6 protein-coding genes (1 of these 6 only partly in view) are annotated in these 25,482 nt (G+C 75.5%); 5 read left to right on the top strand and 1 reads right to left on the bottom strand.

The window, feature by feature from the left end; translation table 11 throughout:
- Nucleotides 1-250: 250 nt before the first annotated feature.
- Nucleotides 251-682 carry an SRPBCC family protein gene (locus tag OG896_RS04270; RefSeq protein ID WP_329362512.1) on the bottom strand — a complete coding sequence of 144 codons (432 nt, stop codon included), beginning with the start codon at nucleotides 680-682 and terminating at the stop codon, nucleotides 251-253.
- Nucleotides 683-919: 237 nt separating this feature from the next.
- Here OG896_RS04270 and OG896_RS04265 point away from each other — a divergent pair, with 237 nt between their 5' ends.
- The 5 genes from OG896_RS04265 to OG896_RS04245 form a co-directional block, all read left to right on the top strand.
- The gene (locus OG896_RS04265) at nucleotides 920-2,152 is read left to right on the top strand and encodes a DUF993 family protein (RefSeq protein ID WP_443056927.1); all 1,233 of its coding nucleotides are present in this window, start codon (nucleotides 920-922) and stop codon (nucleotides 2,150-2,152) included.
- Nucleotides 2,149-3,558 carry an FAD-dependent oxidoreductase gene (locus OG896_RS04260; protein WP_329362507.1) on the top strand — a complete coding sequence of 470 codons (1,410 nt, stop codon included), beginning with the start codon at nucleotides 2,149-2,151 and terminating at the stop codon, nucleotides 3,556-3,558. Before OG896_RS04265 ends, OG896_RS04260 begins: the two co-directional genes overlap by 4 nt.
- A gap of 279 nt (nucleotides 3,559-3,837) precedes the next feature.
- Nucleotides 3,838-13,587, top strand: coding sequence for an SDR family NAD(P)-dependent oxidoreductase (locus OG896_RS04255; protein WP_329362504.1), 9,750 nt, complete (start codon nucleotides 3,838-3,840; stop codon nucleotides 13,585-13,587).
- 5 nt (nucleotides 13,588-13,592) lie between these two features.
- The gene (locus OG896_RS04250) at nucleotides 13,593-18,611 is read left to right on the top strand and encodes a type I polyketide synthase (protein WP_329373692.1); all 5,019 of its coding nucleotides are present in this window, start codon (nucleotides 13,593-13,595) and stop codon (nucleotides 18,609-18,611) included.
- 73 nt (nucleotides 18,612-18,684) lie between these two features.
- Nucleotides 18,685-25,482: the 5' end (the start) of a type I polyketide synthase gene (locus tag OG896_RS04245; protein ID WP_329362501.1), read on the top strand. The gene runs 9,642 nt beyond the window's last position; 6,798 of the gene's 16,440 nt are visible here — the first part of the coding sequence; the start codon lies at nucleotides 18,685-18,687; its stop codon lies off the right edge, out of view.

The raw sequence follows: 25,482 nt of genomic DNA, 5'->3' as shown, positions 1-25,482 counted from the left end.
GCTCACCCAGAAGGCTCCCGCCGGTCCTGCCGGCGGGAGCCTTCGCCGTGCGCGGTGCGGCCGTGCCGCGGCCCGGCGCGGCGGGCGGGGCGCGGCGGGTTGCCGTAGCCGGTGGGTGCGGCCGGCGGGGGAGGGCGCGGCCGCGGTGGGGCGGCCGGAGACCGGCGGTCAGACCGCCGGTGGGCGCGGGCGCGGCCGCGGTGGGGTGGCCGCGGCGCCCGGATGGGGCGCCGCGGCCGGGAGGGGTCCGTCAGGACGTCAGGACCTTGGCCAGGCGGTCGACACCCGTGCGGAGCGCCTCTTCCAGCTGCGCGCCGATCTGGGCGCCCATCTGCTCGCTGCCGGGCCCGTCCAGCTCCGCCCGGTGGGTGATCCGTACGCCGTCGCCGGCCGGCGCGATCGCGCACACCGACCGCATCTCGACCTGCCCGCCGATCCGGGTCAGCAGCGTGAAGCCGCTGCCGTCGGTGACGTCGGTGAGGGTGAACGGCACCGGGGCCGTCCGGTTGCCGGACTCCATGGACTGCTCGATCACCCCTTCCGAGCCCGCCGCGAACGGCCCGTCGAGGCGGATCGAGCTCAGCGCGCCGTACCACTCCGGCCACGTGTCGAGATCGGTGTACCGGGCCCAGACCTCCGCACCGGTGACGCCGACCTCGACCCCGTACTCACAGTTCCACATGTGTCCAGCCTCTCCGTTCCCGCGGCCGCGCGGCCGCGATATCGCCGTCCCCGCCATCAACGCATCGCGGCCCGGCGGCGCTCCAGGGCGGGGACCCCCAGAAGTACCGTCCGGCAGCCCCTACAAGGGCTCTGGGCAGGGCAGTTGGGGTGGTGCCGGGCCGCTCGCAGGTAGGGGGGTCACCCAGGTCCTTTAGGGGGCGGTTGATCTGGTTCGGCCACTCGCGGAGTCGATTCAATGAAGCGCCCGTGGTGGTCGAGCAGAGACTGGGAGCCGAAAGTGATCAAACTTCCCGAGGCCGACGGAACATTGACGTCGTACGAGCCGAACGCCTCGCCGCGCGTCTTCACGCCCGACGACTCGCCGTTCGCCAAGCGGAGCCCACTGGCCACCGCGCACGTGCTGGGCGACCCGCTCGCGGCCAACGAGCCGTTCGGGCCGCCGATGGGCCCGCCGCCGCCCCAGCCGATCGACTGGGAGGCGTCCATGGCCTACCGGCGCCACCTGTGGGCGCACGGCTACACGCTCGCCGAGGCGCTCGACACCGCGCACCGCGGCATGGGCCTGGACTGGCCGACGTCGGTGGAGCTGATCCGCCACTCCGCCGCCGAAGCCCGCGCGGTGGGCGGCCGGATGGCCGTCGCGATCACCACCGACCAGCTCGACCCGTTCTCGCCGGCCAGCGTCAAGGACGTCCGGCTCGCGTACGAGCAGCAGCTGGAGGTCGTGGAGGCCGCCGGCGCCACCGCGATCATCATGTGCAGCCCGCAACTGGCGGCCGCCACCCAGGACCCCGCCGACTACGCCGAGTTGTACGGCGCGCTGCTGCGGCAGTGCTCGAAGCCGGCGATCCTGCACTGGATCACCTCCGTGTGGGACCCGCGCCACACCGGCTACTGGGGCCAGATGGACGTGGACAGCGCCTACGGTGCGCTGCTGTCGATCGTCCGCGACAACATCGACAAGGTCGACGGTGTGAAGGTGGCGCTGCTGCCGGCCGAGCAGCAGGTGCAGATGCGCCGGCTGCTGCCGGAAGGCGTGCGGTTCTACACCAGCGACACCGACCGCTACCCGGAGCTGTTCGCCGGCGACGAGCGGGGCTTCAGCGACGGCCTGACCCCGGTCTTCGACCCGATCGCGCCGCTGGCGGCCGAGGCGCTGCGCGCCCTGGACCGCGGTGACACCGCGCACGGCCGCCAACTGCTGGACTCCACCGTGCCGTTGTGCGCCCACCTCTTCGAGGGCCCGGGCCGCAGCACGTTCTTCTTCAAGACCGGCCTGGTCTTCCTCGGCTGGCTGGGCGGTCACAGCGCGCACACCCGCATGGTGTGGGGCGAGCAGTCGGCGCGCTCCGTGCCCCACCTGGCCACCGCCTACCGGCTCGCCGACGGCCTGGGCCTGTTCGCCGACCCGGCGCTGGCCGAGCAGCGCATGAAGACCTACCTCGCCACCCACGGGATAGCGCAGTGACCACCGCTGTCGTTCTCGGCGGTGGCCTGGCGGGCCTGTTCGCCGCGACCGTCCTCGCCGACCACGCCGACGAGGTCGTGGTGGTCGAGAGCGACGTGCTGCCCACGACGCCGGCCCCCCGCAACGGGCTGCCGCAGGGCCGGCACAACCACATCCTGATGCGGGGCGGCGCCGAGGCGTTCGACGAACTGCTGCCGGGCACCACCGAGTTGCTGATGGCGGCCGGCGCCAAGCGGCGCGGCCTGCCCGGCGGCACGCTGACCCGCGGTCCGCGCGACTGGTTCCAGCGGCACCGTACGGACGCCTACCTGCTGCTGTGCGGGCGCGACACGCTCGACCACGTGGTGCGCGGCCAGGTGCTGGGCGCCGCCCGCCTGACGCTGCGGCAGGGCGTCAAGGCCGTGGCGCTGACCGGGGACGCCCAGCGCGTCACCGGCGTGCGGATCAAGCCGCTCGAATCCGGCCAGGACACGCGGGAGGAGACGATCGCCGCGGACCTGGTGGTCGACGCCACCGGCCGCCGCTCCGACGGCCCGCGCTGGCTGGCGGAGCTCGGCGTGGCGGCGCCCCGGGAGGACTTCGTCGACGCCGGGTTCGCCTACGCCAGCCGCTGGTACCAGGCGCCCGAGGGGACGGAGGACTTCCCCGGCGTGATGATCCAGGTGCAGCCCGGCACCGGCGAGCCGGGCCGCGGGATCGCGATCCTGCCGAACGACAACGGGCGCTGGATCGTCACCAGGTTCGGCAGCCGCGGCGGCGAACCCCCCACCGACGAGAAGGAGTTCGTCTCCGACTGCGGTGACTGGGAGGACCCGCTGGTGTCGCGGCTGCTGTCCCGGGCCAAGCCGCTCAGCGACATCCGCTCCTACCGGCGGATGCCCAACTGGCGGCGCCACTACGAGAAGCTGCCCCTGCCCGAGGGGTACTTCGTGATCGGCGACGCCGCCTCGGCGCTCAACCCGACCTACGGCACCGGCATGTCGGTGGCCGCCCGCTCCGCCCTGGTGCTGCGCGCGGAGCTGCGGCGCACCGGACTCGGGCCGGGCCTGGGCCGCCGGGTGCAGCGGGGCGTCGCCAAGGCGAACGCGTTCGCCTGGCAGAACGCGGTCAGCAACGACCTGTTCTTCCCCGGCGTCACCTCCAGCGTGCCGGTGCGCGGCGCCGCCTTCCAGACCTGGATGGCGGCTCGGGTGGCACACGTGGCGGCCCGCGACCGGACGGTGTCCGACATCGCCTTCACCGTGGGCACGTTCTGCGCGCCACCCAGCCGGATGTTCTCCCGCGCCTTCATGTGGCCGGTGATCCGCGGGCCGCGCCGTCCGCCGCTCACCGCGCAGCAGGCGATCGAGCAGTTCCCGGAGTTCGGCGACCTGCTCGCACCGGAACCCGTCACCGACCCCCGGTAGTGCCGTGACCGCGAGGGTCCACCTGCTCGCGGTGCCCGTAGGGGCGCTCCGCCTCCGCCTTCGGCGGGTGGAAGCGCCCGCGGCGAAGCCAGGGGGAGTGCCCGCGGCGCCGGCGGGACCGCCCGTGCGAGCCCGTCACCAGGACGGTGCCGCACCGGGCGGTCCCACCGCGCCGGGCACCGCGCGCCGACCGGCGAAAGCCCCTCGCGGTCACAGCACCAGCGGCCGCCGCTCGGGGGAGCGACATGTCACTCGGTACCAGTCAAGGGGGTGCCCCGCATGAGCGGCGAGCAACGACTTCCCGGAACCACCGCAGAGCCGGTGGACGGCGGCCTGCCGTCCGGTGACGCGCAGGCGTCCCGGGCCGTCCCCTGGGTCCTGCACGGACGCGACGAGCAAGCGCTGCGGGCCCAGGCCGGCCGGCTGCTGTCCTGGCTCACCGGGCCCGAGGCGGAGGCCGGCGGGTCCGCGCCCGACATCGGCCTGTCGCTGGTGACCACCCGGTCCGTGCTCGGCCACCGCGGGGTGGCGGTCGGCACGGACCGCGCCGACCTGCTCGCCGGCGTGGCCGCCCTGGCCGGCCACGGGCTGGGCGGCACCGTCGTCAGCGGCCCGGTGCGGCCCGCGGGCAGCACCCGGGTGGCGTTCGTCTTCCCCGGACAGGGCTCGCAGTGGCCCGCGATGGCCGGTGAACTCCTCAGCACCGCACCGGCGTTCGCCGAGCGCATGGCGGAGTGCGCGCGGGCGCTGGAGCCCTTCGTGGACTGGGAACCGATGGACGTGCTGCGCGAGCGGCCCGGCGCCCCGTCACTGGAGCGGGTCGACGTGGTGCAGCCGCTGCTGTGGGCGATGATGGTGTCGCTCGCGGCCTTGTGGCGCTCCTACGGCGTGGAACCGGACGCGGTCGTCGGCCACTCGCAGGGCGAGATCGCCGCCGCCTGCGTGGCGGGGGCGCTCTCGCTGTCCGACGGCGCCCGGATCGTCGCCCTGCGCAGCCGCCTGATCGCCGAGGAACTCGCCGGTCTCGGCGGGATGATGTCGGTCCCGCTGCCCGCCGCCGAGACACAGGAGCGGCTGCGCGCCTGGCAGGGCCGCGTCCAGCTCGCCGCCGTCAACGGGCCCGGCTCCGTCGTGGTCTGCGGCGACACCGCGGCACTGGACGAGATCTTCGACCAGCTCACCGCGCAGGACGTCCGCGTCCGCAGGATTCCGGTGGACTACGCCTCCCACTCGCACTACGTGGAGCAGCTCAAGGACAAGCTGCTCGCGGTGCTGGCGCCGGTCGCCCCGCGCTCCTCGGCCGTGCCGTTCTACTCCACCGTGACCGGCGCGGCACTGGACACCGCCGCCCTGGACGCCGGGTACTGGTTCACCAACCTGCGCAGCACGGTGCGCTTCGAGGAGGCCACCCGGGCGCTGCTCGCCGACGGGCACGGCCTGTTCGTGGAGTCCAGCCCGCACCCGGTGCTGCGGCTGGGCCTCCAGGAGACCGTGGACGCGACCGGCACCGAGGCCCGCGTGGTCGGCTCGCTGCGGCGCGGCGAGGGCGGCCTGCTCCGCCTGACCACCTCGCTGGCCGAGGCGTCGCTGGCCGGTGCCCCGGTGCAGTGGCGCGCGTCCTTCACCGGCACCGCCGCACGCGTCGTGGACCTGCCCACCTACGCCTTCCAGCACCGGCGCTACTGGGCGCGGCCGGACCAGGACGCGACGAGCTTCGCCGCCGCGGGCCTCGATCCGGCCGGCCACCCGCTGCTGGGCGCCGTGGTCACCTCCTCCACCTCCGGCGAGACCGTCTTCACCGGCCGGCTGTCGCTGCCGGCGCAGCCGTGGCTTGCCGACCACGAGGCCCTCGGCGCCGTCCTGCTGCCCGGCGCGGCGTTCGTGGACCTCGCGCTGCATGCCGGCGCGCGGACCGGCTGCGAGCTGCTGCGCGAACTGACCCTGCAGGCACCGCTCGTGCTGCCCGAGGAGGGCTGGGTCCAGCTCCAGGTGACCGTGGGCGCCGAGGGGCCGGACGGCGAACGCGCGGTCACCGTCCACTCCCGCGCCGAGGACGCCGACGGCCCCTGGACCCGGCACGCCGCGGGCGTACTCGACCCGGGCCCGGCCGCCGCGCTCGCCGCGATCCCCGAATGGCCGCCGCCCGGCGCGGAGCCGATCCCGCTCGACGGCGCCTATCCGCGGCTGCTGGAGCGCGGCCACGCCTACGGGCCGGCCTTCCAGGGCCTGAAGTCCGCCTGGCGGCACGGCGAGGAGATCTACGCCGAGGTCGCCCTCGCCGAGGAGGAGGGTGCCGCCGCCGCGCACTTCGCCGTCCACCCGGCGCTGCTCGACGCCGTGCTCCACGCCGACCTGGTGGCCGGCGGCGGCGACCCGGACGCCTCGCGCGGCGCTGTCCTGCCGTTCGCCTGGAACGGGGTGTCGCTGCACGCCTCCGGCGCCACCACCGCGCGCGCCGTACTGCGGCCGGCCGGCCCCGACGCGGTCCGGATCGACGTGTTCGACGGCACCGGGCGGCCGGTGCTCGCGGTGGAGTCGCTGGTCGCCAAGGCGGTCTCCGCCCGGCAGTTGGCCTCCGCGGGCGCGACGCGGGGCCCGGTGCCCCACGCGGTCCGGTGGACCGCGGCGCCGCGCGCCGAGGAGGCGGCCGCGCTCCCCGCGTGCGCGGTCGTCGGCGACGGCCGCGCGGCGAAGGCACTCGCCGCCGCGACCGGCACCGCCCGCCACGCCGACCTCGCCGCGCTGGCGTCCGGGCTCGGCACCGGGACGCCGCCCGGTGTGGTGGTGCTCTGCGCCGCGGCGGAACCGGCGGAAGTGTCGGAACCGGCGGAACCGGCGGAACCCGAGGCGCCCGGCGCGGGCGGCGGGAGCGGCGCCACGGTCCTCGACGCCGTCCGCCGCCGTACCGGACACGTCCTCCACGAGGTGCAGTCGTTCCTGGCCGATCCGCGCTTCCAGGACAGCGTGATGGTCCTCGTCACCACCTCGGCGGTCGCGGCCGGCGGCGGGGAGTCGCCGGACCTCGAACAGGCCCCGCTGTGGGGGCTGGTGCGGTCGGCGCAGGCCGAACACCCCGGCCGCTTCGTGCTGGTGGACACCGGCCCCGACGGTGACCTCGACCCCGAGGCGCTGGCCCGCGTCCTGGCCGACGGCGAACCCGAGGCCGTGCTGCGCGGGGGAGCCGTCCTCACCCCCCGGCTCGCCGCCGCGGCGGCGCCGCAGGACGGCCCGCGCCCGGCGTGGCCGGCCGACGGCACCGTCCTGGTCACCGGCGGCACCGGGGTGCTCGGCGCCCACGTCGCCCGCCACCTCGCGTCCGCGCACGGGGTACGCCGGCTGCTGCTGCTCAGCCGGCGCGGCGAAGCCGCCCCGGGCGCGGCCGAACTGGTCGCGCAACTGGTGGAGTCGGGCGCCGAGGCGAAGGTCGTCGCCTGCGACGTCGCCGATCGGTCGGCCCTGGCCGCGGTGCTGGCCGCGATCCCCGCCGACCGCCCGCTGCGCGCCGTGGTGCACACCGCGGGCGTCCTGGACGACGGCGTCATCGACGCGCTCACCCCGAAGCGCCTCGACGAGGTGCTGCGCGCCAAGGCCGACGCGGCCTGGCACCTGCACGAACTCACCCGCGGGTTCGACCTCGCCGGCTTCGTGCTGTTCTCCTCCGCGGCGGGCACCCTCGGCGCGCCCGGACAGGGCAACTACGCCGCCGCCAACGCCTTCCTCGACGCCCTGGCCGCCCACCGCCGGGCCGCCGGCCTTCCCGCGGTCGCGCTCGCCTGGGGGCTGTGGGCCGACGGCAGCGGGATGACCGGCGCGCTCGACGAGCGCGATATCTCCCGGCTGCGCCGCCAGGGCTTCCCGCCCCTGGAGACCGCGGAGGCGCTCGACCTCCTCGACGCCGCCCTCGCGTCCGTACGCGCACCCGGGTCCGTATCTCCGCCGGAGTCCGCGCCCGCGCCCGTATCCGCGCCCGCGCCCGCACCCGTATCCGCGCCCGCCGTCGCGCCGCACGGCTCGCCGTCCGGCAGCGCATCCGGCAGCGCACCTGGCGACGCACCCGTCCCTGTCACCTCCGGCGACCCGGCCTCCGCGCACCGGCTGCTGCTGAAGCTCGACACCACCGCGCTGCGCGCGCAGGCCGCGCAGGGCACCCTCCCGGCCATGCTCCGCGGCCTGGTGCGGACTCCGCCGCGGCGCGCGGCCCGCTCCGGCGGCGACGCCCCGCTGGGCGAGCGGCTGTCCGCCATGGCCCCCGGCGAGCGCGAACGCGCCCTGCTGGAACTGGTGCGCACCCAGGTCGCCGATGTCCTCGGGCACGCCTCCCCGGACGCCGTGGAGGCGGACCGCGCCTTCAAGGAGTTGGGCTTCGACTCGCTGACCGCCGTCGAACTGCGCAATCGGCTGGCCGCCGCGACCGGCCTGCGGCTGCCGGCCACCCTGGTCTTCGACCACCCCTCGGCCCGGGCTGTCGTCCGGCACATGGACCGCGAACTCACCGGGCAGCGCCCCCAGTCGGCGCGGACCCGGGCGGCGGCACCGGACGAACCCGTCGCCCTGGTGGCGATGGCCTGCCGCTTCCCGGGCGGCGTGGAGTCCCCGGAGGACCTGTGGCGGCTGGTCGCCGACGGCACCGACGCGGTCTCGGCGTTCCCCGCCGACCGCGGCTGGGACCTGGAGGAGCTGTACGACCCCGAGCCCGGCAAGCCCGGCAGGACCTACACCCGCTCCGGCGGATTCCTCGACGGCGCCGCCGACTTCGACCCGGACTTCTTCGGGATCAGCCCCAACGAGGCACTGGCCATGGACCCGCAGCAGCGGCTGCTGCTGGAGACCTCCTGGCACCTGTTCGAGCGGGCCGGGATCGACCCGGGAACCCTGCGGGCCACCCCCACCGGGGTGTTCGCCGGCGTGATGTACCACGACTACGCCGACAACAGCGCCACCGGCTCCATCGCCTCCGGCCGGCTGTCGTACCACTACGGCTTCGAGGGCCCGGCGATCACCGTCGACACCGCCTGCTCCTCCTCCCTGGTCGCCCTCCACCTGGCGATCCAGTCGCTGCGCTCCGGCGAGTGCGATCTCGCGCTCGCCGGCGGTGTCACGGTGATGGCCACCGCCGGGGTGCTCGTGGAGTTCGGCACCCAGCGCGGCCTGGCCGCCGACGGGCGGTGCAAGTCGTACGCCGACGCCGCCGACGGCACCGGGTTCTCCGAGGGCGTCGGGCTGCTGCTGGTGGAACGGCTCGCCGACGCCCGCCGCAACGGCCACCCCGTCCTCGCCCTGGTCCGCGGCTCCGCGGTCAACCAGGACGGTGCCAGCAACGGACTGACGGCGCCCAACGGCCCGGCGCAGCAGCGGGTCATCCGCCAGGCGCTGGCCGCGGCCGGGCTCGGCACCGGCGACGTCGACACGGTCGAGGGCCACGGCACCGGCACCACGCTCGGCGACCCGATCGAGGCCCAGGCGCTGCTCGCCACCTACGGCCAGGACCGCTCCGCTGAGCGCCCGTTGTGGCTCGGCTCGATCAAGTCGAACATCGGGCACGCCCAGGCCGCCGCGGGCGTCGCCGGGGTGATCAAGGCCGTGGAGTCCATGCGGCACGGCGTGCTGCCCCGGACGCTGCACGTCGACGAGCCCTCGCAGCAGGTCGACTGGGCCTCGGGCGCGGTACGGCTGCTCACCGAGGCGCAGCCGTGGCCCGAGCCCGGCCGGCCGCGGCGGGCCGGCGTCTCCTCGTTCGGCATCAGCGGCACCAACGCGCATGTGATCGTCGAGCAGGCGCCCGCGGATGCTGCCTCCGACGCCGCCTCCGACGCCACCACCGGGCAGACCCCCGCGGAGCCCGCCGGAGGTTCCGCGGAGCCGCGACACCCGGAGCACGGACCGGAGTCGGCCGCGGCGTCCGAGTCGGCGTCCGAGCTGGCATCCGAGTCGGCGTCCGAGTCGGCGCCCCGGCCCGTGGTGCCCTGGCTGGTCTCCGCGGCGAGCCCGGACGCCCTCCGGCAGCACGCCCGGCGCCTGGCCGCCCACCTCGCGGACGACCCCGGGCCGAGCCCGGCCGACGTGGCGTTCACGCTCGCCACGGCCCGGTCGCCGCTGGACCACCGGGCCCTGGTCGTCGGTGACGACCGCGACGAGCTGGTCGCGGCACTGGCGGCGCTCGCCGCCGACGCCGAGCCGGCCGGGCGGCGCACCACCGGCGGCACCGCCTTCCTCTTCACCGGCCAGGGCGCGCAGCGCCTCGGCATGGGACGCGGACTGTACGACGCCCACCCGCACTTCCGCCGGGCGTTCGACGCCGCGCTGGAGGCGTTCGACCCGCACCTGGACCGGCCGCTGCGCGACGTGATGTGGGGAACCGACCCGGCGGCGCTGGAGCTGACCTGCTACGCGCAGCCGGCGCTGTTCACCGTCGGGATCTCCCTCTACCGGCTGGTCGAGTCGTGGGGCGTGCGGCCCGACTTCCTCGCCGGCCACTCCGTCGGCGAGCTGGTGGCCGCGCGCGCGGCGGGGGTGCTCGGCCTGCCGGACGCCGCCGCGCTGGTGGCCGCCCGCGGGCGGCTGATGCAGGCGCTGCCGGCCGGCGGCGCGATGATCGCCGTGCAGGCCGCGGAGGACGAGGTCCTGCCGCTGCTCTCCGACCGGGTGAGCCTCGCCGCGGTCAACGGCCCGACCTCCGTCGTCATCTCCGGCGCGGCCGGCGCGGCCGAGGAGATCGCCGCCCGCTTCGCCGCGGACGGCCGCCGTACGACCCGGCTGCGGGTCAGCCACGCCTTCCACTCGCCGCTGATGGAACCGATGCTGGCGGAGTTCCGCGCGGTGGCCTCCGCGCTGTCCTACCGGCCGCCCGCGCTCCCGGTGGTCTCCGCGGTGACCGGCCGGCAGGCGGGGGAGGAGCTGCTGTGCGACCCGGAGTACTGGGTCCGGCACGTGCGCGAGACCGTGCGCTTCCACGACGTGGTGCGCCACCTCGACGAGCGCGGGGTGTCCACGCACCTCGAACTCGGCCCCGACGCGGTGCTCGCCACGATGGGGCCCGACTGCCTCACCGGTGAGCGCGACGTCGCCTTCGTCCCCGCGATGCGCCGCGATCGCCCCGAGGCGCGGGAACTCGTCACCGCCGTCGCGCGGGCGCACTCCCGCGGTGTGCCGGTGGACTGGGCGGCGTTCTTCGACGGCACCGCGGCCCGCCGGGTCGACCTGCCCGTCTACCCCTTCCAGCACCGGCACTTCTGGCTGGAGTCGGCCTCGCACGGCGGCGACCCGGCCCGGGTCGGTCAGGCGCCGGCCCGGCACCCGCTGCTGGGCGCGCTGGTCACCGTCCCGGACTCCGGCGCGCTGGTGCTCACCGGCCGGCTCACCGCCGCGGGTGCGCCGTGGCTGGCCGACCACGACCTGCTCGGCACCCCGGTCCTGCCCGCCACCGCTCTGGTCGACCTCGCCCTGCACGCCGCCGGGCACGCCGGCTGCGACACCCTGCGCGAACTGACCGTCGAACTGCCCCTGGCGGTCACCGGCGACGGCTCCACCGCGCTGCGCGTCGTGGTGGACGGCCCGCGGCCCGACGGCAGCCGCCCCGTCTCCGTCCACTCGCGTCCCGACGCCGACCCGGACGCCCCCTGGACCCGGCACGCCTCCGGTGTCGTCGAGGGACCGCAGGCTCCGGAGCCGCCCGCGCCGCGCCCGGCGGCGGACTGGCCGCCCGTCGGCGCCGTCCCGGTCGGCCTCGGCGACGCCTACGAGCGCCTGCTGGCCGCCGGATACGGCTACGGTCCGGCGTTCCAGTGCCTGCGGGCCGCCTGGCGGCTCGGCGACGACCTGTGCGCCGAGGTCGAGCCGGTGCGGGACGCCGACCCGCGGGCGGAGGGCTTCAGCGTGCACCCGGCCCTGCTCGACGCCGTGTTCCACGCCGAACGGCTGGCCGGGGAGGGCGACGCGGCACCGGTCGTCCCGGGTACGTGGCGGGGTGTCCGGCTGCGCGCCGCCGCGGGCGCCGACGCGCTGCGGGCACGGATCACCCCCGGCCCGGAGGGCTGCGCACTGGTGGTCACCGACAGCGCCGGCCGGGTCGTGCTCACCGCCGACTCGGTGGTATCCCGCGCGGTCACCCCCGGTGAACTCGCCGCCGCCGACCGGACCGACCACCCGGTGCTCCACACCCTGCGCTGGACACCGGCCCCGCCCGCTCCCGCCGGGACGGCGGTCGCCGGATGGACGTTCCTCGGCCGCCCCGAGCCGCTGTTCGACCCGGCGTCGCCGGGCCACGCCGACCTCGACGCGCTGCTCGCGGCCATCGACGCCGACGAGCAGGCCCCGGCCACCGTGGTCCACGTGTGCGCGACCGCCGCCCCCGACCCGGAACTGCCCGCGCTGCTGCGGCGCTGGGCGGACGACCCGCGGCTCGCCGCGGTGCGGCTCGTCGTCGCCACCAGCGGGGCGGTGGCCGCCGGCACGGAACCCGGGCAGGACCCGGCGCCCGACCCCGAAGGCGCCCGCGCCTGGGGACTGGTGCGGGCCGCCCGCGCGGAGGGCCTGGGCCGGCCGGTCGTGGTGGACCTCGACCCGTCCGCCGACCCGGACCGCGCGCTCGCCGCCGCGCTGGCCTGCGGCGAACCCGAGACGGCCGTCCGTGGCGGTGAGGTGCTGCTGCCGCGGCTCACCGCCCCGGACGGCGCCGGCCTCCCCCCGCGGGGTCCGGCCGGCTGGGACCCGGACGGCACCGTGCTCGTCACAGGGGACACGGCCGCGGGCACGCTGCTCGCCCGCCACCTCGCCGCCACGCACGGCCTTCGGCGCCTGACGCTGGTCCGCGCACCCGGTGACCCGCAGACGGCCGTGCCCGACGCGGCGGTGACCGTCACCACCTGCGACCTGGCCGACCGTACGGCGCTGGCGGCGCTGCTGGACGCGATTCCCGAGGCGCATCCGCTGACCGCGGTGGTGCACATCGCGGCCGACGGCCCGCGGGCCACCACGGTGAGCGGCCTCGACTCCGGGACGGAATCCGGGATCGGAACCGAATCCGCGACCGGGACCCAGGTCGCCGCGGCCCGGCGGGCCGACGACGCGTGGCACCTGCACGAGGCCGTCCGCGACGCCGCTCCCGCCGCCTTCGTCCTGGTGTCGGCGGCCGACGCCCTCCTCGGGGAGATCGGCACCACGGACGCGGCCATGGCGCACGCGTCCTTCGAGTTGCTGGCCGCGCACCGCCGCGCGCGCGGACTGCCCGCGGTCTGCCTCGCGCACGGGCCGTGGCGCACCGCCGCCCCGGACCGGCCCGGCGCCCCGGACCACGCCGCCGGCACCGAGCACCCCGAGCACCCCGACCGCCCGGGTTTCCCGACCCTCACCGCCGAGGAAGGGCTCGCGCAGTTCGACGCGGCGCTGGCTCTCGGCGCGACGCACTGCGTACTGGCGCGCCTCGACCACGCGGCGCTGCGCGCCCGGGCCGGCGAACTCCCGCACGTGCTGCGGGCGGTGGTGCACGCCCCGGTCCGCCGCGCCCGCGCCGAGGAGGACGCGCCGCTGATCCGCCGGCTCGCCGGACTGGCCCCCGAGGAACGCGACCGGACCCTGCTGGCCGCCGTCCGCGAGCACGTCGCCGCCGTCCTCGGCCACGCCTCGGCCGCGGCCGTCGACCCCGACCGGGCCTTCCAGGAGATGGGATTCGACTCCCTTGCCGCCGTGGAACTGCGCAAACGGCTGAGCGCCGCCGCCGGGGTGTGGCTGCCCGCCACCCTGGTCTTCGACCACCCCACCTCGCGGGCGGTCACCGAGCGGCTCGGCGCGGCCCTCGACGGCGGGACCGGCCCCCGGCAGCCGGTGTTCGCGGAATTCCGGCGGCTGGAGGACGCCCTGGCCGAGGCGACCCCGGACGACGCGGAGGCGGCCCGGATCACGGCCCGGCTGGAGAGCCTGCTGCGCAGGTGGCGCGACCGGCGGGTCGGCGTCGCGGCCGAGGCGGAAGGGGCCTACGAGTCGGCCTCGGACGAAGAGCTGTTCCAGGCACTCGACGACCTCGAGATTGGTTGATGGCGATGGCGAACGAGGAGAAGCTCCGCGACTACCTCAAGCGCGCGATGGCCGACCTGCACCAGGTGCGGCGCCATCTTCGCGAGGTCGAGGCGAAGGAGCACGAGCCCATCGCCATCGTGTCGATGAGCTGCCGGTTCCCCGGCGACGTGCACACCCCGGAGCAGTTGTGGGAGCTGGTGGCCGAGGGCCGCGACGGCATCTCCGCCTTCCCCGACAACCGCGGCTGGGACCTGGCGGCGCTCTACGACCCGGAGCCGGCCACCCCCGGGAAGACCTACGCCCGCGAGGGCGGATTCCTGCACGACGCCGGCGAGTTCGACGCCGACTTCTTCCGGACCAGCCCCCGCGAGGCCGCGGAGACCGACCCGCAGCAGCGGCTGCTGCTGGAGGCCGCCTGGGAGCTCCTGGAGCGGGCGAACATCCCGCCCGACTCGCTCAAGGGCAGCCCCACCGGGGTCTTCGCGGGCGTCGTCTACCACGACTACGCCGCCGCCGGAGTCGGCAGCCTCGCCAGCGTCGCGTCCGGCCGTATCTCGTACTGCCTCGGCCTGGAAGGGCCGGCCATCACCGTCGACACCGCCTGCTCCGCGTCGCTGGTCTCCGTGCACCTGGCCATGCAGGCGCTCAGGTCCGGCGAGTGCTCGCTGGCCCTGGCCGGCGGCGCCACGGTGATGACCACCCCGACGTCCTTCGTCGGCTTCAGCCAGGAGCGCGGGCTCGCCCCCGACGGCCGCTGCAAGTCCTTCTCCTCCGACGCCGACGGCACCGGCTGGGGCGAGGGAGTCGGGCTGCTGCTGCTGGAACGGCTCACCGACGCCCGCCGCAACGGCCACCCCGTCCTCGCCCTGGTCCGCGGCTCCGCGGTCAACCAGGACGGCGCCAGCAACGGCATGTCGGCGCCCAACGGCCCCTCCCAGCAACGGGTCATCCTCCAGGCGCTCGCCAACGCGCAACTGTCCCCGCAGGACGTCGACGCCGTCGAGGGGCACGGCACCGGCACACGGCTGGGCGACCCCATCGAACTCCAGGCCCTGCTGGCCACCTACGGGCAGCAGCGCGACCCCGGCCGGCCGCTGTGGCTCGGCTCGATCAAGTCCAACATCGGGCACGCCCAGGCCGCGGCCGGGGTCTCCGGGATCATCAAGATGGTCCAGGCGATGCGTCACGACACCCTGCCGCGCTCCTTGAACATCAAGGAACCCGTGTCGGAGGTCGACTGGACCTCCGGCCACATCCGCCTCCTCACCGAGGCCCGCCCCTGGACCCGAGCGGACCACCCGCGCCGCGCGGGGGTCTCCGCGTTCGGCCTGAGCGGCACCAACGCGCACGTCATCATCGAGGAGGCCCCCGACGACGACCCGGCCGAGGCCGACCAGCAGGGCACGCTCCCGGACGTCCTGCGCACCCAGGCGCAGCGCCTGCGCTCGCAGGTCGAGGAACTCGCCTCCTCCGTCGTCATCCCGGTCGTCGGCCGCAGCATGGACGAGATCTGGGCCCCCAACCAGCGCGGCCGCACGCACCCGAAACCGTCCGCCCCCGCCGTGCCGCTGCCCCTCTCCGCGCACAGCGGCACGGCACTGTCCGCCCAGGCCCGCCGGCTGCTCGACCACGCCGCCACCGGCAGCCACAGCGTCATGGACCTCGGCTACTCCCTGGCCACCACCCGCTCCGCGCTACGCCACCGCGCGGTGGTCGTCGCGCAGGACCGCGCCGAATACCTGCGCGGCCTGGAGGCGTTGGCGACCGGCGAGGTGCGGGCGGATGTCTTCCAGGGCGCGGTGGCGGAGGGCCTGACCGCGTTCGTGTTCACGGGGCAGGGTGCGCAGCGGTTGGGGATGGGTCGGGAGTTGTGTGGGGCGTTCCCGGTGTTCGCGGCGGCGTTCGACGAGGCGGTGGCGGAGCTGGACCACCATCTCGGGTTCTCGTTGCGGGAGGTGTTGTGGGGTTCGGATGCGGCTCGGGTGAACGAGACGGTTGTGGCTCAGGCGGGGTTGTTCGCGTTCGAGGTGGCGTTGTTCCGGCTGGTCGAATCGTGGGGAGTACGGCCGGACTTCGTGGTGGGTCACTCGATCGGTGAGGTGGCGGCTGCGTGTGTGGCCGGGGTGTGGTCGGTCGAGGACGCGGCGCGGGTGGTGGCGGCCCGGGGCCGGTTGATGCAGGCGTTGCCGGCGGGCGGCGCGATGGTGGCGATCGGGGCGTCCGAGGCCGAGGTGTGCGCGGAACTGCCGCAAGGCGTGTCCATCGCTGCGGTGAATGGTCCGTCGTCGGTGGTGGTGTCCGGGGTCGAGGACGCCGTGGCCGAAGTGGCGGAGGCGTTCGCGGGGCGGGGCCGTCGGACGAGTCGGCTGCGGGTGAGCCACGCCTTCCATTCGGCCTTGATGGAGCCGATGTTGGCGGAGTTCGGGCAGGTGCTGGACGGGGTGTCGTTCGCGGCGCCGCAGATTCCGGTGGTGTCGAACGTGACGGGCGCCCTCGCGACGGCCGAGGACCTGTGCAGCCCCGACTACTGGGTGCGCCACGTACACGAACCGGTCCGCTTCCTCGACGGCGTCCGCCACCTCGGGCAGAAGGGCGTCACCACCTTCCTCGAAGTCGGCCCCGACGCCGCGCTCACCCCGGTCGTCCCCGACTGCCTGCCCGACGACGGCGACCACGCCTGCGTACCGCTCCAGCGCCGCGACCGCGGCGAGGAACGGGAGGCGGTCAGCGCCCTCGCGCTCCTCCACGTCCGAGGCGTCCCCGTCGACTGGTCCGCCTTCTACGCCGGCCGCGACGCCCGCGCGGTGGACGACCTGCCCACGTACGCCTTCCAGCGCAAGTGGTACTGGTGGCAGGACACCGACGGGGGCACGGCACCCGGCGCGACCGGCGGCGACCCCACCGACAGCGCGCTGTGGGACAGCCTCGAACGCACCGGCCTGCCCGAACTCGCCGCGCACCTGAAGGTCGGCGTCGACGCCCTCGGCCAGGTGGTGCCGGCGATGACCGAGTGGCGCCGCGGCCGGCGCGAGCGCGCGACCACCGACACGTGGCGCTACCAGGTCGGCTGGCGGCCCGTCACCACCCCCGCTCCCACCGGCCCGCAGGGAACCTGGACGGTCGCCGTCCCCGCCGGACTCGACGACGACGAAGCCGTCCGCACCGTCCTGGACGCTCTCACCGCGCACGGCGCCGACCGCCTCGCCCTGATCCGCGTCGACGCCGACGACGACCGCGCCGGCCTGGCCGTACGGCTGACCGAGCAGGCCGCCGACGGCCCGCTCGGCACCGTCGTCTCCCTGCTCGCCTTCGACACCACCGGGCATCCGCGCCACCCCGCCCTCACCCGCGGCTGCGCGGAAACGCTCCTGCTCGCCCAGGCACTCGCGGACGCCGCGCCCGACGCCCGCCTGTGGTGCGTCACCCGGCAGGCCGTCGCGGCCACCGCCACCGAAACCGCCGACCCCTACCAGGCGCTGCTGTGGGGCCTCGGCATCGGCCTCTCCCTGGACCGCCCCGACGCCTGGGGCGGCCTGGTGGACCTGCCGGAGACCGTCGACGCGGCCGCCGCCCGCACCCTGTGCGCCATCCTCGCCGCAGACGGTGGCGAGGACCAACTCGCCGTACGCCCCGGCGCCCTCCTGGCCCGCCGCATGCTGCGCGCCCCACGGGAGGGCGCCACCGCGCCGCGCACCTGGCGGCCCGAGGGGACCACCCTGATCACCGGCGGGACCGGCGGCCTCGGCGCCCACGTCGCCCGGATGCTCGCCGACCTCGGTGCCGCACACCTGGTGCTCACCAGCCGCCGCGGCCCGGCGGCCGAGGGCGCCGACGACCTGCGCGCGGAACTCGCCGCCCGCGGCACCCGCACCACCGTCGTCGCCTGCGACGTCGCCGACCGCACCTCCCTCGCCGCGCTGCTGGACTCCCTGCCCGCCGACGCGCCCCTGCACGTCGTGCACGCCGCCGGGGAACTCCAACGACTCGCACCCGTCACGGAGTTGACCGTCGAGGAGGTGAACCAGGCCGCCCATGCCAAGGTGGTCGGCGCCGCCCTGCTCGACGAACTGCTCGCCGACCGCGAGCCGGCGACGTTCGTCCTGTTCTCCTCCGGCGCCGCCGTCTGGGGCAGCACCGGCCAGGCCGGCTACGCCGCCGCCAACGCGTTCCTCGACGCCCTCGCCCACCGCCGCCGCGCCCAGGGCCGGACCGCCACCTCGATCGCCTGGGGCTCGTGGGACGGCGGCATGGTCGACGCCGAACTCGCCGCCACCATGCGGCGCCTCGGCGCACCCCCCATGCCGCCCCATCTCGCCGTCGGCGCGCTGCGGACCGCCCTGGACCACGACGAGCACCACCTCGTGGTCGCCGACATCGACTGGGCCCGCTTCGCCCCCGTCTACACCATGGCCCGGCCCCGGCCGCTGCTCGACGGCCTGCCGGAGACCCGAGGCGGCCTCACCGCGGCACCCGCGCAGGGCCCTGCCGCCGGCGCGGCCCTGCGGGACAAGCTCGCCACGATGTCGCCCGCCCGCCGCAGGCACACCGTGGTCGACCTGGTCCGCAACCACGTCGCGGCCCTGCTCCACTACGACGACCCGGGCGAACTCGACACCGCCCGGCCCTTCACCGACCTCGGATTCGACTCGGTCGCCGCCACCGACCTGCGCACCCGCCTCGCCACGGCCGGCGGCGTCCCGCTCGCGGCCACCGTGGTCTTCGACCACGCCACCCCCACCGCCCTCGCCGACCACCTCCTCGCCCGACTCGGCCTGGACGAGCAGGCCCGCGCCACCGCCGTCCTCGCCGAGGTCGAACGCCTGGAGCAGGCAGCCGCCGAACTCACCCCGCAGGAAGTCGAGGAGCACGGCATCGCCGCCCGGCTGCGCGCGCTGACGGCCCGGCTGGCCGGCGACCCGCCCGGCACGGACACCGGCACCGACCCGGCCGCGCCCGGCACGCCGGACGTCGGCGCGCGCCTCGACGAGGCGTCCGCCGACGACGTCCTCGCCTTCATCGACCAGGAGCTGGGGCTGTCCTGACCGACCGCGCAAGCGCCCCGACCGGAGCCGGAATCCAGTCCCCACCGGGACCGAAAGGTGTTGTGAAACAGGGATGGCTGACGACGCCAAGCTGCTGGACTACCTCAAACGTGTCACCGCCGACCTCGCCCAGACCCGGCAGCGGCTGCGCCACGCGGAGGCGGCCGACCACGAGCCGATCGCGATCGTCGCCATGGGCTGCCGCTTCCCCGGAAGCGTCTCCTCACCCGAGGACCTGTGGCGGCTGGTGGCCGGCGACGGCGACGGCATCGCACCGTTCCCCACCGACCGCGGCTGGGACCTGGCGCGCCTCGGCGGTGACGGCGACGCCGGCACCAGCTACGTGCACGAGGGCGGATTCGTCGACGGCGCCGGCGACTTCGACCCCGGCCTGTTCGGCATCGCCCCCCGCGAGGCGCTGGCCATGGACCCGCAGCAGCGGCTCATGCTGGAGATCTCCTGGGAGACCCTGGAGCGCGCCGGCATCGCCCCCGACGCGCTGCGCGGCGCGCCCGTCGGCGTCTTCGTCGGCTCCGGCTTCCAGGACTACGGCGACCTGCTCGACGCCGCCCCCGAGGTCGCCGAGGCGTACCTCGGCACCGCCGCCGTGGCCGCCGTCATCTCCGGCCGCATCTCCTACACGCTGGGCCTCGAAGGCCCCGCCCTGACCGTCGACACCGCCTGCTCCTCCTCCCTCGTCGCCGTGCACCTGGCCGCCAAGGCGCTGCGGCAGCGCGAGTGCACCCTCGCCCTCGCCGGCGGTGTGATGATCATGTCCACCCCCGGCCCGTTCGTCGCCTTCAGCAAGCAGGGCGGCCTCGCCGCCGACGGCCGCTGCAAGTCCTTCTCCGACAGCGCCGACGGCACCGGATGGGCCGAGGGCGCCGGAATCCTGCTGCTGGAACGGCTCAGCGACGCCCGCCGCAACGGCCACCCCGTACTCGGCCTGATCCGCGGCTCCGCGGTCAACCAGGACGGCGCCAGCAACGGCATGTCGGCGCCCAATGGCCCCTCCCAGCAGCGGGTGATCCGGCAGGCCCTGGAGGCCGCCGAACTCACCACCGCCGACATCGACCTCGTGGAGGCGCACGGCACCGGCACCACCCTCGGCGACCCGATCGAGGCCCAGGCCCTGCTGGCCACCTACGGCCGCGGGCGCCCCCAGGACCGGCCGCTGTGGCTCGGCTCCCTCAAGTCGAACATCGGGCACGCCCAGGCCGCCGCCGGCGTCGGCGGCATCATCAAGGCCGTCATGGCCATGCGGCACGGCACCATGCCCAGGACCCTGCACGTCACCGAGCCCTCACACCACGTCGACTGGACCGCCGGCAACGTCAGGCTGCTCACCGAGCCCGTCGCGTGGCCCTCGACCGGGCACCCGCGCCGCGCCGGCGTCTCCGCGTTCGGCCTGAGCGGCACCAACGCGCACGTCATCCTGGAACAGGCGCCGGAGCAGGACGACGAGCACGCCGAGGAGTCCGCGGCCCCGGCCCCGTCCACAGCCACAGCCACGGCCACGGCCACGGCCCTGGACCGCCCGGCCGGGCTGCCGCTCGCCTTCACCGTCTCCGCCCGCGGCGCCGACGCGCTGGCCGCACAGGCCGCCCGGCTCGCCGCCCACGTCGGCACCGCGGACCCGCTCGGCACCGCGCACACCCTGGCCACCGGCCGCGCCGCGCTCGAACACCGGGCGGTCGTCGTCGCCCCCGACGGCGCCACCGCGCGGACCGCGCTCGCCGCCCTCGCGGAGGGCCGGAGCACCCCCGGCATCGTGCGAGGCGTCGTCGGCGACGGCCTGACCGCGTTGGTGTTCACGGGGCAGGGTGCGCAGCGGTTGGGGATGGGTCGGGAGTTGTGCGGGGCGTTCCCGGTGTTCGCGACGGCGTTCGACGAGGCGGTGGCGGAGTTGGACCGTCATCTCGGGTTCTCGTTGCGGGAGGTGTTGTGGGGGTCTGACACGGACCGGGTGAATGACACGGTTGTTGCTCAGGCGGGGTTGTTCGCGTTCGAGGTGGCGTTGTTCCGGCTGGTGGAGTCGTGGGGAGTACGGCCGGACTTCGTGGTGGGTCACTCGATCGGTGAGGTGGCGGCTGCGTGTGTGGCGGGGGTGTGGTCGGTGCAGGATGCCGCGCGGGTGGTGGCGGCGCGGGGGCGGTTGATGCAGGCGTTGCCGGTGGGCGGCGCGATGGTGGCGATCGGAGCACCCGAGGCGGCGATACGGGAGGTGTTGCCGGAGGGTGTGTCGGTTGCGGCGGTGAACGGTCCGTCGTCGGTGGTGGTGTCCGGGGTTGAGGACGCCGTGCTGGCGCTGGCGGAGGTGTTCGCCGGGCGGGGGTGCCGTACGAGTCGGCTGCGGGTGAGTCACGCGTTCCATTCGGCGTTGATGGAGCCGATGTTGGCGGAGTTCGGGGAGGTGCTGGACGGGGTGTCGTTTGCGGCGCCGACGATTCCGGTGGTGTCGAACGTGACGGGTGGCCTCGCGACGGCCGAGGAGTTGTGCAGCCCGGAGTACTGGGTGCGGCATGTGCGGGAGGCGGTGCGCTTCGCCGACGGCGTGAGCTGGTTGGCGGGTGAGGGGGTGTCGCGATGGGTCGAGATCGGACCGGATGCCGTGTTGTCCGGGATGCTCACCCCCTGCCTCGAAGCCGGCGCCGAAGCGGACAACACAGCCACCAGCGCGGCCAGTTCGGCGGTCATCGTTCCGTTGGTACGCCGTGATCGCCCCGAGGTGGCCGAAGCCCTCGCCGGGGTGGGCCGGTTGTGGACCTCGGGCGTGGCCGTGGACTGGCGCGAGACCTTCACCGGCCCCGCGCCGCGCCAGGTCGCGGACCTGCCCACGTATGCCTTCCAGCGCCGGCACTACTGGGTGGCCCCGCGGCACACCGCGGGCGACGTCGCCGCCGCCGGGCTCAGCTCGGCCGACCACGCGCTGCTCGGCGCGTCCGTGACGCTGGCCGACTCCGAGGGCACCCTGCTCACCGGCCGGCTGTCCCTTGCCACCCACCCGTGGCTCGCCGACCACCGGATCGGCGGCGCGATCCTCTTCCCCGGCACCGGCTTCGTCGAACTCGCCCTGCGCGCAGGCGAACAGGTCGGCTGCGGAACGCTCGACGAACTCGTCATCGAAGCTCCGCTGGTGCTGCCGGAGCAGGGCGGCGTGCAGATTCAGGTCACCGTCGGCGCGCCGGACACCACGGGCGTACGGCCGTTGGGCGTCCACTCCCGGGCGGAGGAGGCCGCGCCGGACGCGCCCTGGCACCGCCACGCCACCGGGACGCTCTCCATCGCCGCGCCGGCCGCCGACCCCGAGGACCTGCCGCAGTGGCCGCCACTCGGTGCCGAGGAGCTTGCGCTCGACGACATCTACCAGGACCTCGCGGCCGCCGGGCTGGAGTACGGCCCCGTCTTCCAGGGCCTCACCTCGGCCTGGCGCCACGACGGCGCCGTGCTCGCGGAGGTCACCCTCCCGCAGCAGGCCCACGCCGACGCCGAGCGCCTCGGGCTGCACCCCGCCGCCCTCGACGCCGCCCTGCACGCGATCGCCTTCACCGGCGCGGCCGACGGCCAGGCCGCGGTGCCCTTCTCATGGAACGGAGTCGTGCTGCACGCTTCCGGCGCGTCCGGTCTGCGGGTCCGGCTGCGGCGCACCGGACCCGACTCCGTCTCCCTGGAAGCGGCCGACACCGCCGGCCGACCGGTGGCGTCCGTCCAGCAGCTCACCGTCCGCCCGCCGTCCCGCGACGCCATCGCGGCGGCCCGCTCGGCGGGGGACGGCGCGCTGTTCCGGCTGGAGTGGACCCCGCAGGCGGCCCCGGGCGCCGCGACCGCTCCGACCGTTCTGCCGCCGGATGTCCAGGTGCTGCACAGCGTCCCCGGCGACGACGCCGACGCGGTACGACGGGCCACCCACGCCGTACTGAAGGCGCTCAGGACGCTGCTCGGCGCACAACACTCCACGCAGGACGTGGACGTGGACGTGGACGTGGACGTGGAGGGGGCGGGAGCCGCTGCCCAGGACGTGGCGCGGGAGGAGGACGGCACCGAAGGGATCGGCACCGAAGGGATCAGTGCCGAACGGGTCAGCGGCGCGGGCCGGTTGGCCGTCGTGACCCGCGGTGCGGCCGGACCTCGCGGGGAGGGGGTCACGGACCTCGCCGGCGCCGCGGTGTGGGGCCTGGTCCGGGCCGCACAGTCCGAGCACCCCGACCGCATCGTTCTCGTCGACCTGGCCGGCGAACCCGACGACGAAGGGCTCGCCGTCGCCCTCGCCAGCGGCGAGCCGCAGGTCGCGATGCGTGACGGCCTCGTCCACGTACCGCGCCTCACCCGGCTTCCGCAGGCCCCCGCCCCTTCCGAACCGACCGGCACCGGATCGACCGGCACCGAGCCGACGGGCGCCCAACCGACGGGCGCTGAACCGACGGGCGCCCAACCGACCGGCACCGCGCCCGCGTTCGGTCCCGACAGCACCGTCCTGATCACCGGGGCGACCGGTTCCCTCGGCGGGTTGCTCGCCCGCCACCTCGTGCACCGGTACGGCGTGCGCCGCCTGCTGCTCACCAGCCGCCGCGGCCCCGCCGCTCCCGGCGCCGACGCGCTGCGCGACGAACTCGCCGCCATGGGTGCCGATGTGGACCTCGTGGCGTGTGACGCGGCCGACCGCCAGGCACTCGCCGAGCAACTGCGCCGGACGGCGCCCACCGCGGTCGTCCACGTGGCCGGTGTGCTCGACGACGGCGTCGTCACCGAACTCACCCCCGACCGGATCGACGCCGTGCTGCGTCCCAAGGCGGACGCCGCGCTCCACCTGCATGAGCTCACCGCCGGACTCGGCCTCACCGCGTTCGTCATGTTCTCCTCCGGAGCCGGCGTCCTCGGCGCCCCCGGTCAGGCCAACTACGCCGCCGCCAACGCCTTCCTCGACGCCCTCGCCGAGCACCGCCACGCCCAGGGCCTGCCGGCGCACTCCCTCGCCTGGGGCCCCTGGGCCGACGCGTCCGCCGCCGGCCCCGCCGGGATGGCGGCCGCTCTCGACGCCGGCCAACGGTCCCGCATGTCACGAGGCGGCGTCCTGCCGCTCACCGCCGACCACGGCCTCGCCCTCTTCGACGCCGCCGTCGCCACCGACCGGCCCGCCCTGGTCCCGGTCCGGTTCGACCTGGCCGCGATGCGGCGCCAGGCGGACGACGTTCCGGCGGTCCTGCGCGGTCTGGTCCCGCCGGCTCGGCGACGCCGTGCCGACGGCGGCCAAGACGCCGCCGCCGCGCTGCGCCGGCAGTTGGCCGCCCTCCCGGCAGCAGACTGGCCCGCCGCCTTGCTCGACGTCGTCCTCCAACGCGTCGCGCTCGTCCTCGGTTTCGGCTCCACCGGCGCCGTCGAGCCCGACCGCGCCTTCCGCGACCTCGGTTTCGACTCGCTGGCCGCGGTCGAACTCCGCAACGGCCTCGGCACCGACACCGGTCTGCGCCTGCCGGCCACCCTCGTCTTCGACTACCCCACCGCCACCGTCCTGGCCCGCTACCTGTGCGAGGAACTCGCCGGCCACCACTCCGCCGACACCGCCGCGCCCACCGCCGCCGCTGCCCCGGCCGCCGACGACGACGACCCGATCGTGATCGTCGGGATGGCGTGCCGCTATCCGGGTGGGGTCTCCTCGCCGGAGGATCTGTGGCGGCTGGTGGCGGACGGCGTGGACGCGATCTCGGAATTTCCCGCCAACCGAGGCTGGAATACCGAGGAGTTGTACGACGCGACAGGTGAGCGGCCGAACACGAGTTATGTCCGTGAGGGTGGATTCCTGCACGACGCGGGGGAGTTCGATCCGGCGTTCTTCGGGATCAGCCCGAATGAGGCGTTGATAATGGACCCGCAGCAGCGGTTGTTGCTGGAGGTGTCGTGGGAGGCGCTGGAGCGGGCGGGTATCGACCCGGCGTCGTTGCGGGGAAGCGCGACGGGCGTGTTCGCCGGGATGATGTACCACGACTACGCCGCGAACAGCGGCACCGGCGCGATTGCCTCCGGTCGGATTTCCTACGTGTTCGGCCTGGAGGGGCCGGCGGTGACGGTGGACACGGCGTGCTCCTCCTCACTGGTGGCACTCCACTGGGCGGTGCAGGCGCTGCGTTCGGGCGAGTGCTCGCTCGCGCTGGTCGGCGGTGTCGCGGTGATGGCGACCCCCGAAGCGTTCGTGGAGTTCAGCCGCCAGCGCGGCCTCGCGCGTGATGCCCGGGCGAAGTCCTTCTCCGACGCGGCGGACGGCACGGTGTGGGGTGAGGGCGCGGGAATGCTGGTGGTCGAGCGGCTTTCCGACGCTCGGCGGAGCGGCCACCCCGTTCTGGGCGTGATTCGTGGGATCGCGGTGAATCAGGATGGGGCGAGTAATGGTTTGACGGCGCCGAATGGTCCGGCGCAGCAGCGGGTGATTCGTGCGGCGTTGGGTGCGGCGGGGTTGTCGGTGGTGGATGTGGATGTGGTGGAGGGTCATGGGACGGGGACGTCGTTGGGTGATCCGATCGAGGCGCAGGCGTTGTTGGCGACGTATGGGCGTGGTCGGGTGGAGGGTTTGCCTTTGTGGTTGGGGTCGTTGAAGTCGAATGTGGGTCATACGCAGGCGGCTGCGGGTGTCGGTGGTGTGATCAAGATGGTGGAGGCGTTGCGGCGGGGGGTGTTGCCGCGGTCACTGCACGTGGGAACGGCGTCGGGTGAGGTGGACTGGGCGTCGGGCTCGGTGGAGTTGTTGGCGGAGGCTCGGGAGTGGCCGCAGGTTGGTCGTGTGCGGCGGGCGGGGGTGTCGTCGTTCGGGATCAGTGGGACGAACGCGCACGTGATCATCGAACAGGCGCCGGAGGAGGTGGAGCCGGCGCTGGCGGAG

Source organism: Streptomyces sp. NBC_00669 (assembly GCF_036226785.1).
GTDB lineage: Bacteria > Actinomycetota > Actinomycetes > Streptomycetales > Streptomycetaceae > Actinacidiphila.
The sequence above is the reverse complement of the archived record's forward strand: the minus strand, read 5'-3'. Positions and strand labels throughout refer to the sequence as shown.

Coding starts and splice junctions, on each gene's coding strand:
- OG896_RS04270 (WP_329362512.1), bottom strand. CDS start 682: ATGTGGAACTGTGAGTACGGGGTCGAGGTCGGCGTCACCGGTGCGGAG.
- OG896_RS04265 (WP_443056927.1), top strand. CDS start 920: ATGAAGCGCCCGTGGTGGTCGAGCAGAGACTGGGAGCCGAAAGTGATC.
- OG896_RS04255 (WP_329362504.1), top strand. CDS start 3,838: ATGAGCGGCGAGCAACGACTTCCCGGAACCACCGCAGAGCCGGTGGAC.
- OG896_RS04250 (WP_329373692.1), top strand. CDS start 13,593: ATGGCGAACGAGGAGAAGCTCCGCGACTACCTCAAGCGCGCGATGGCC.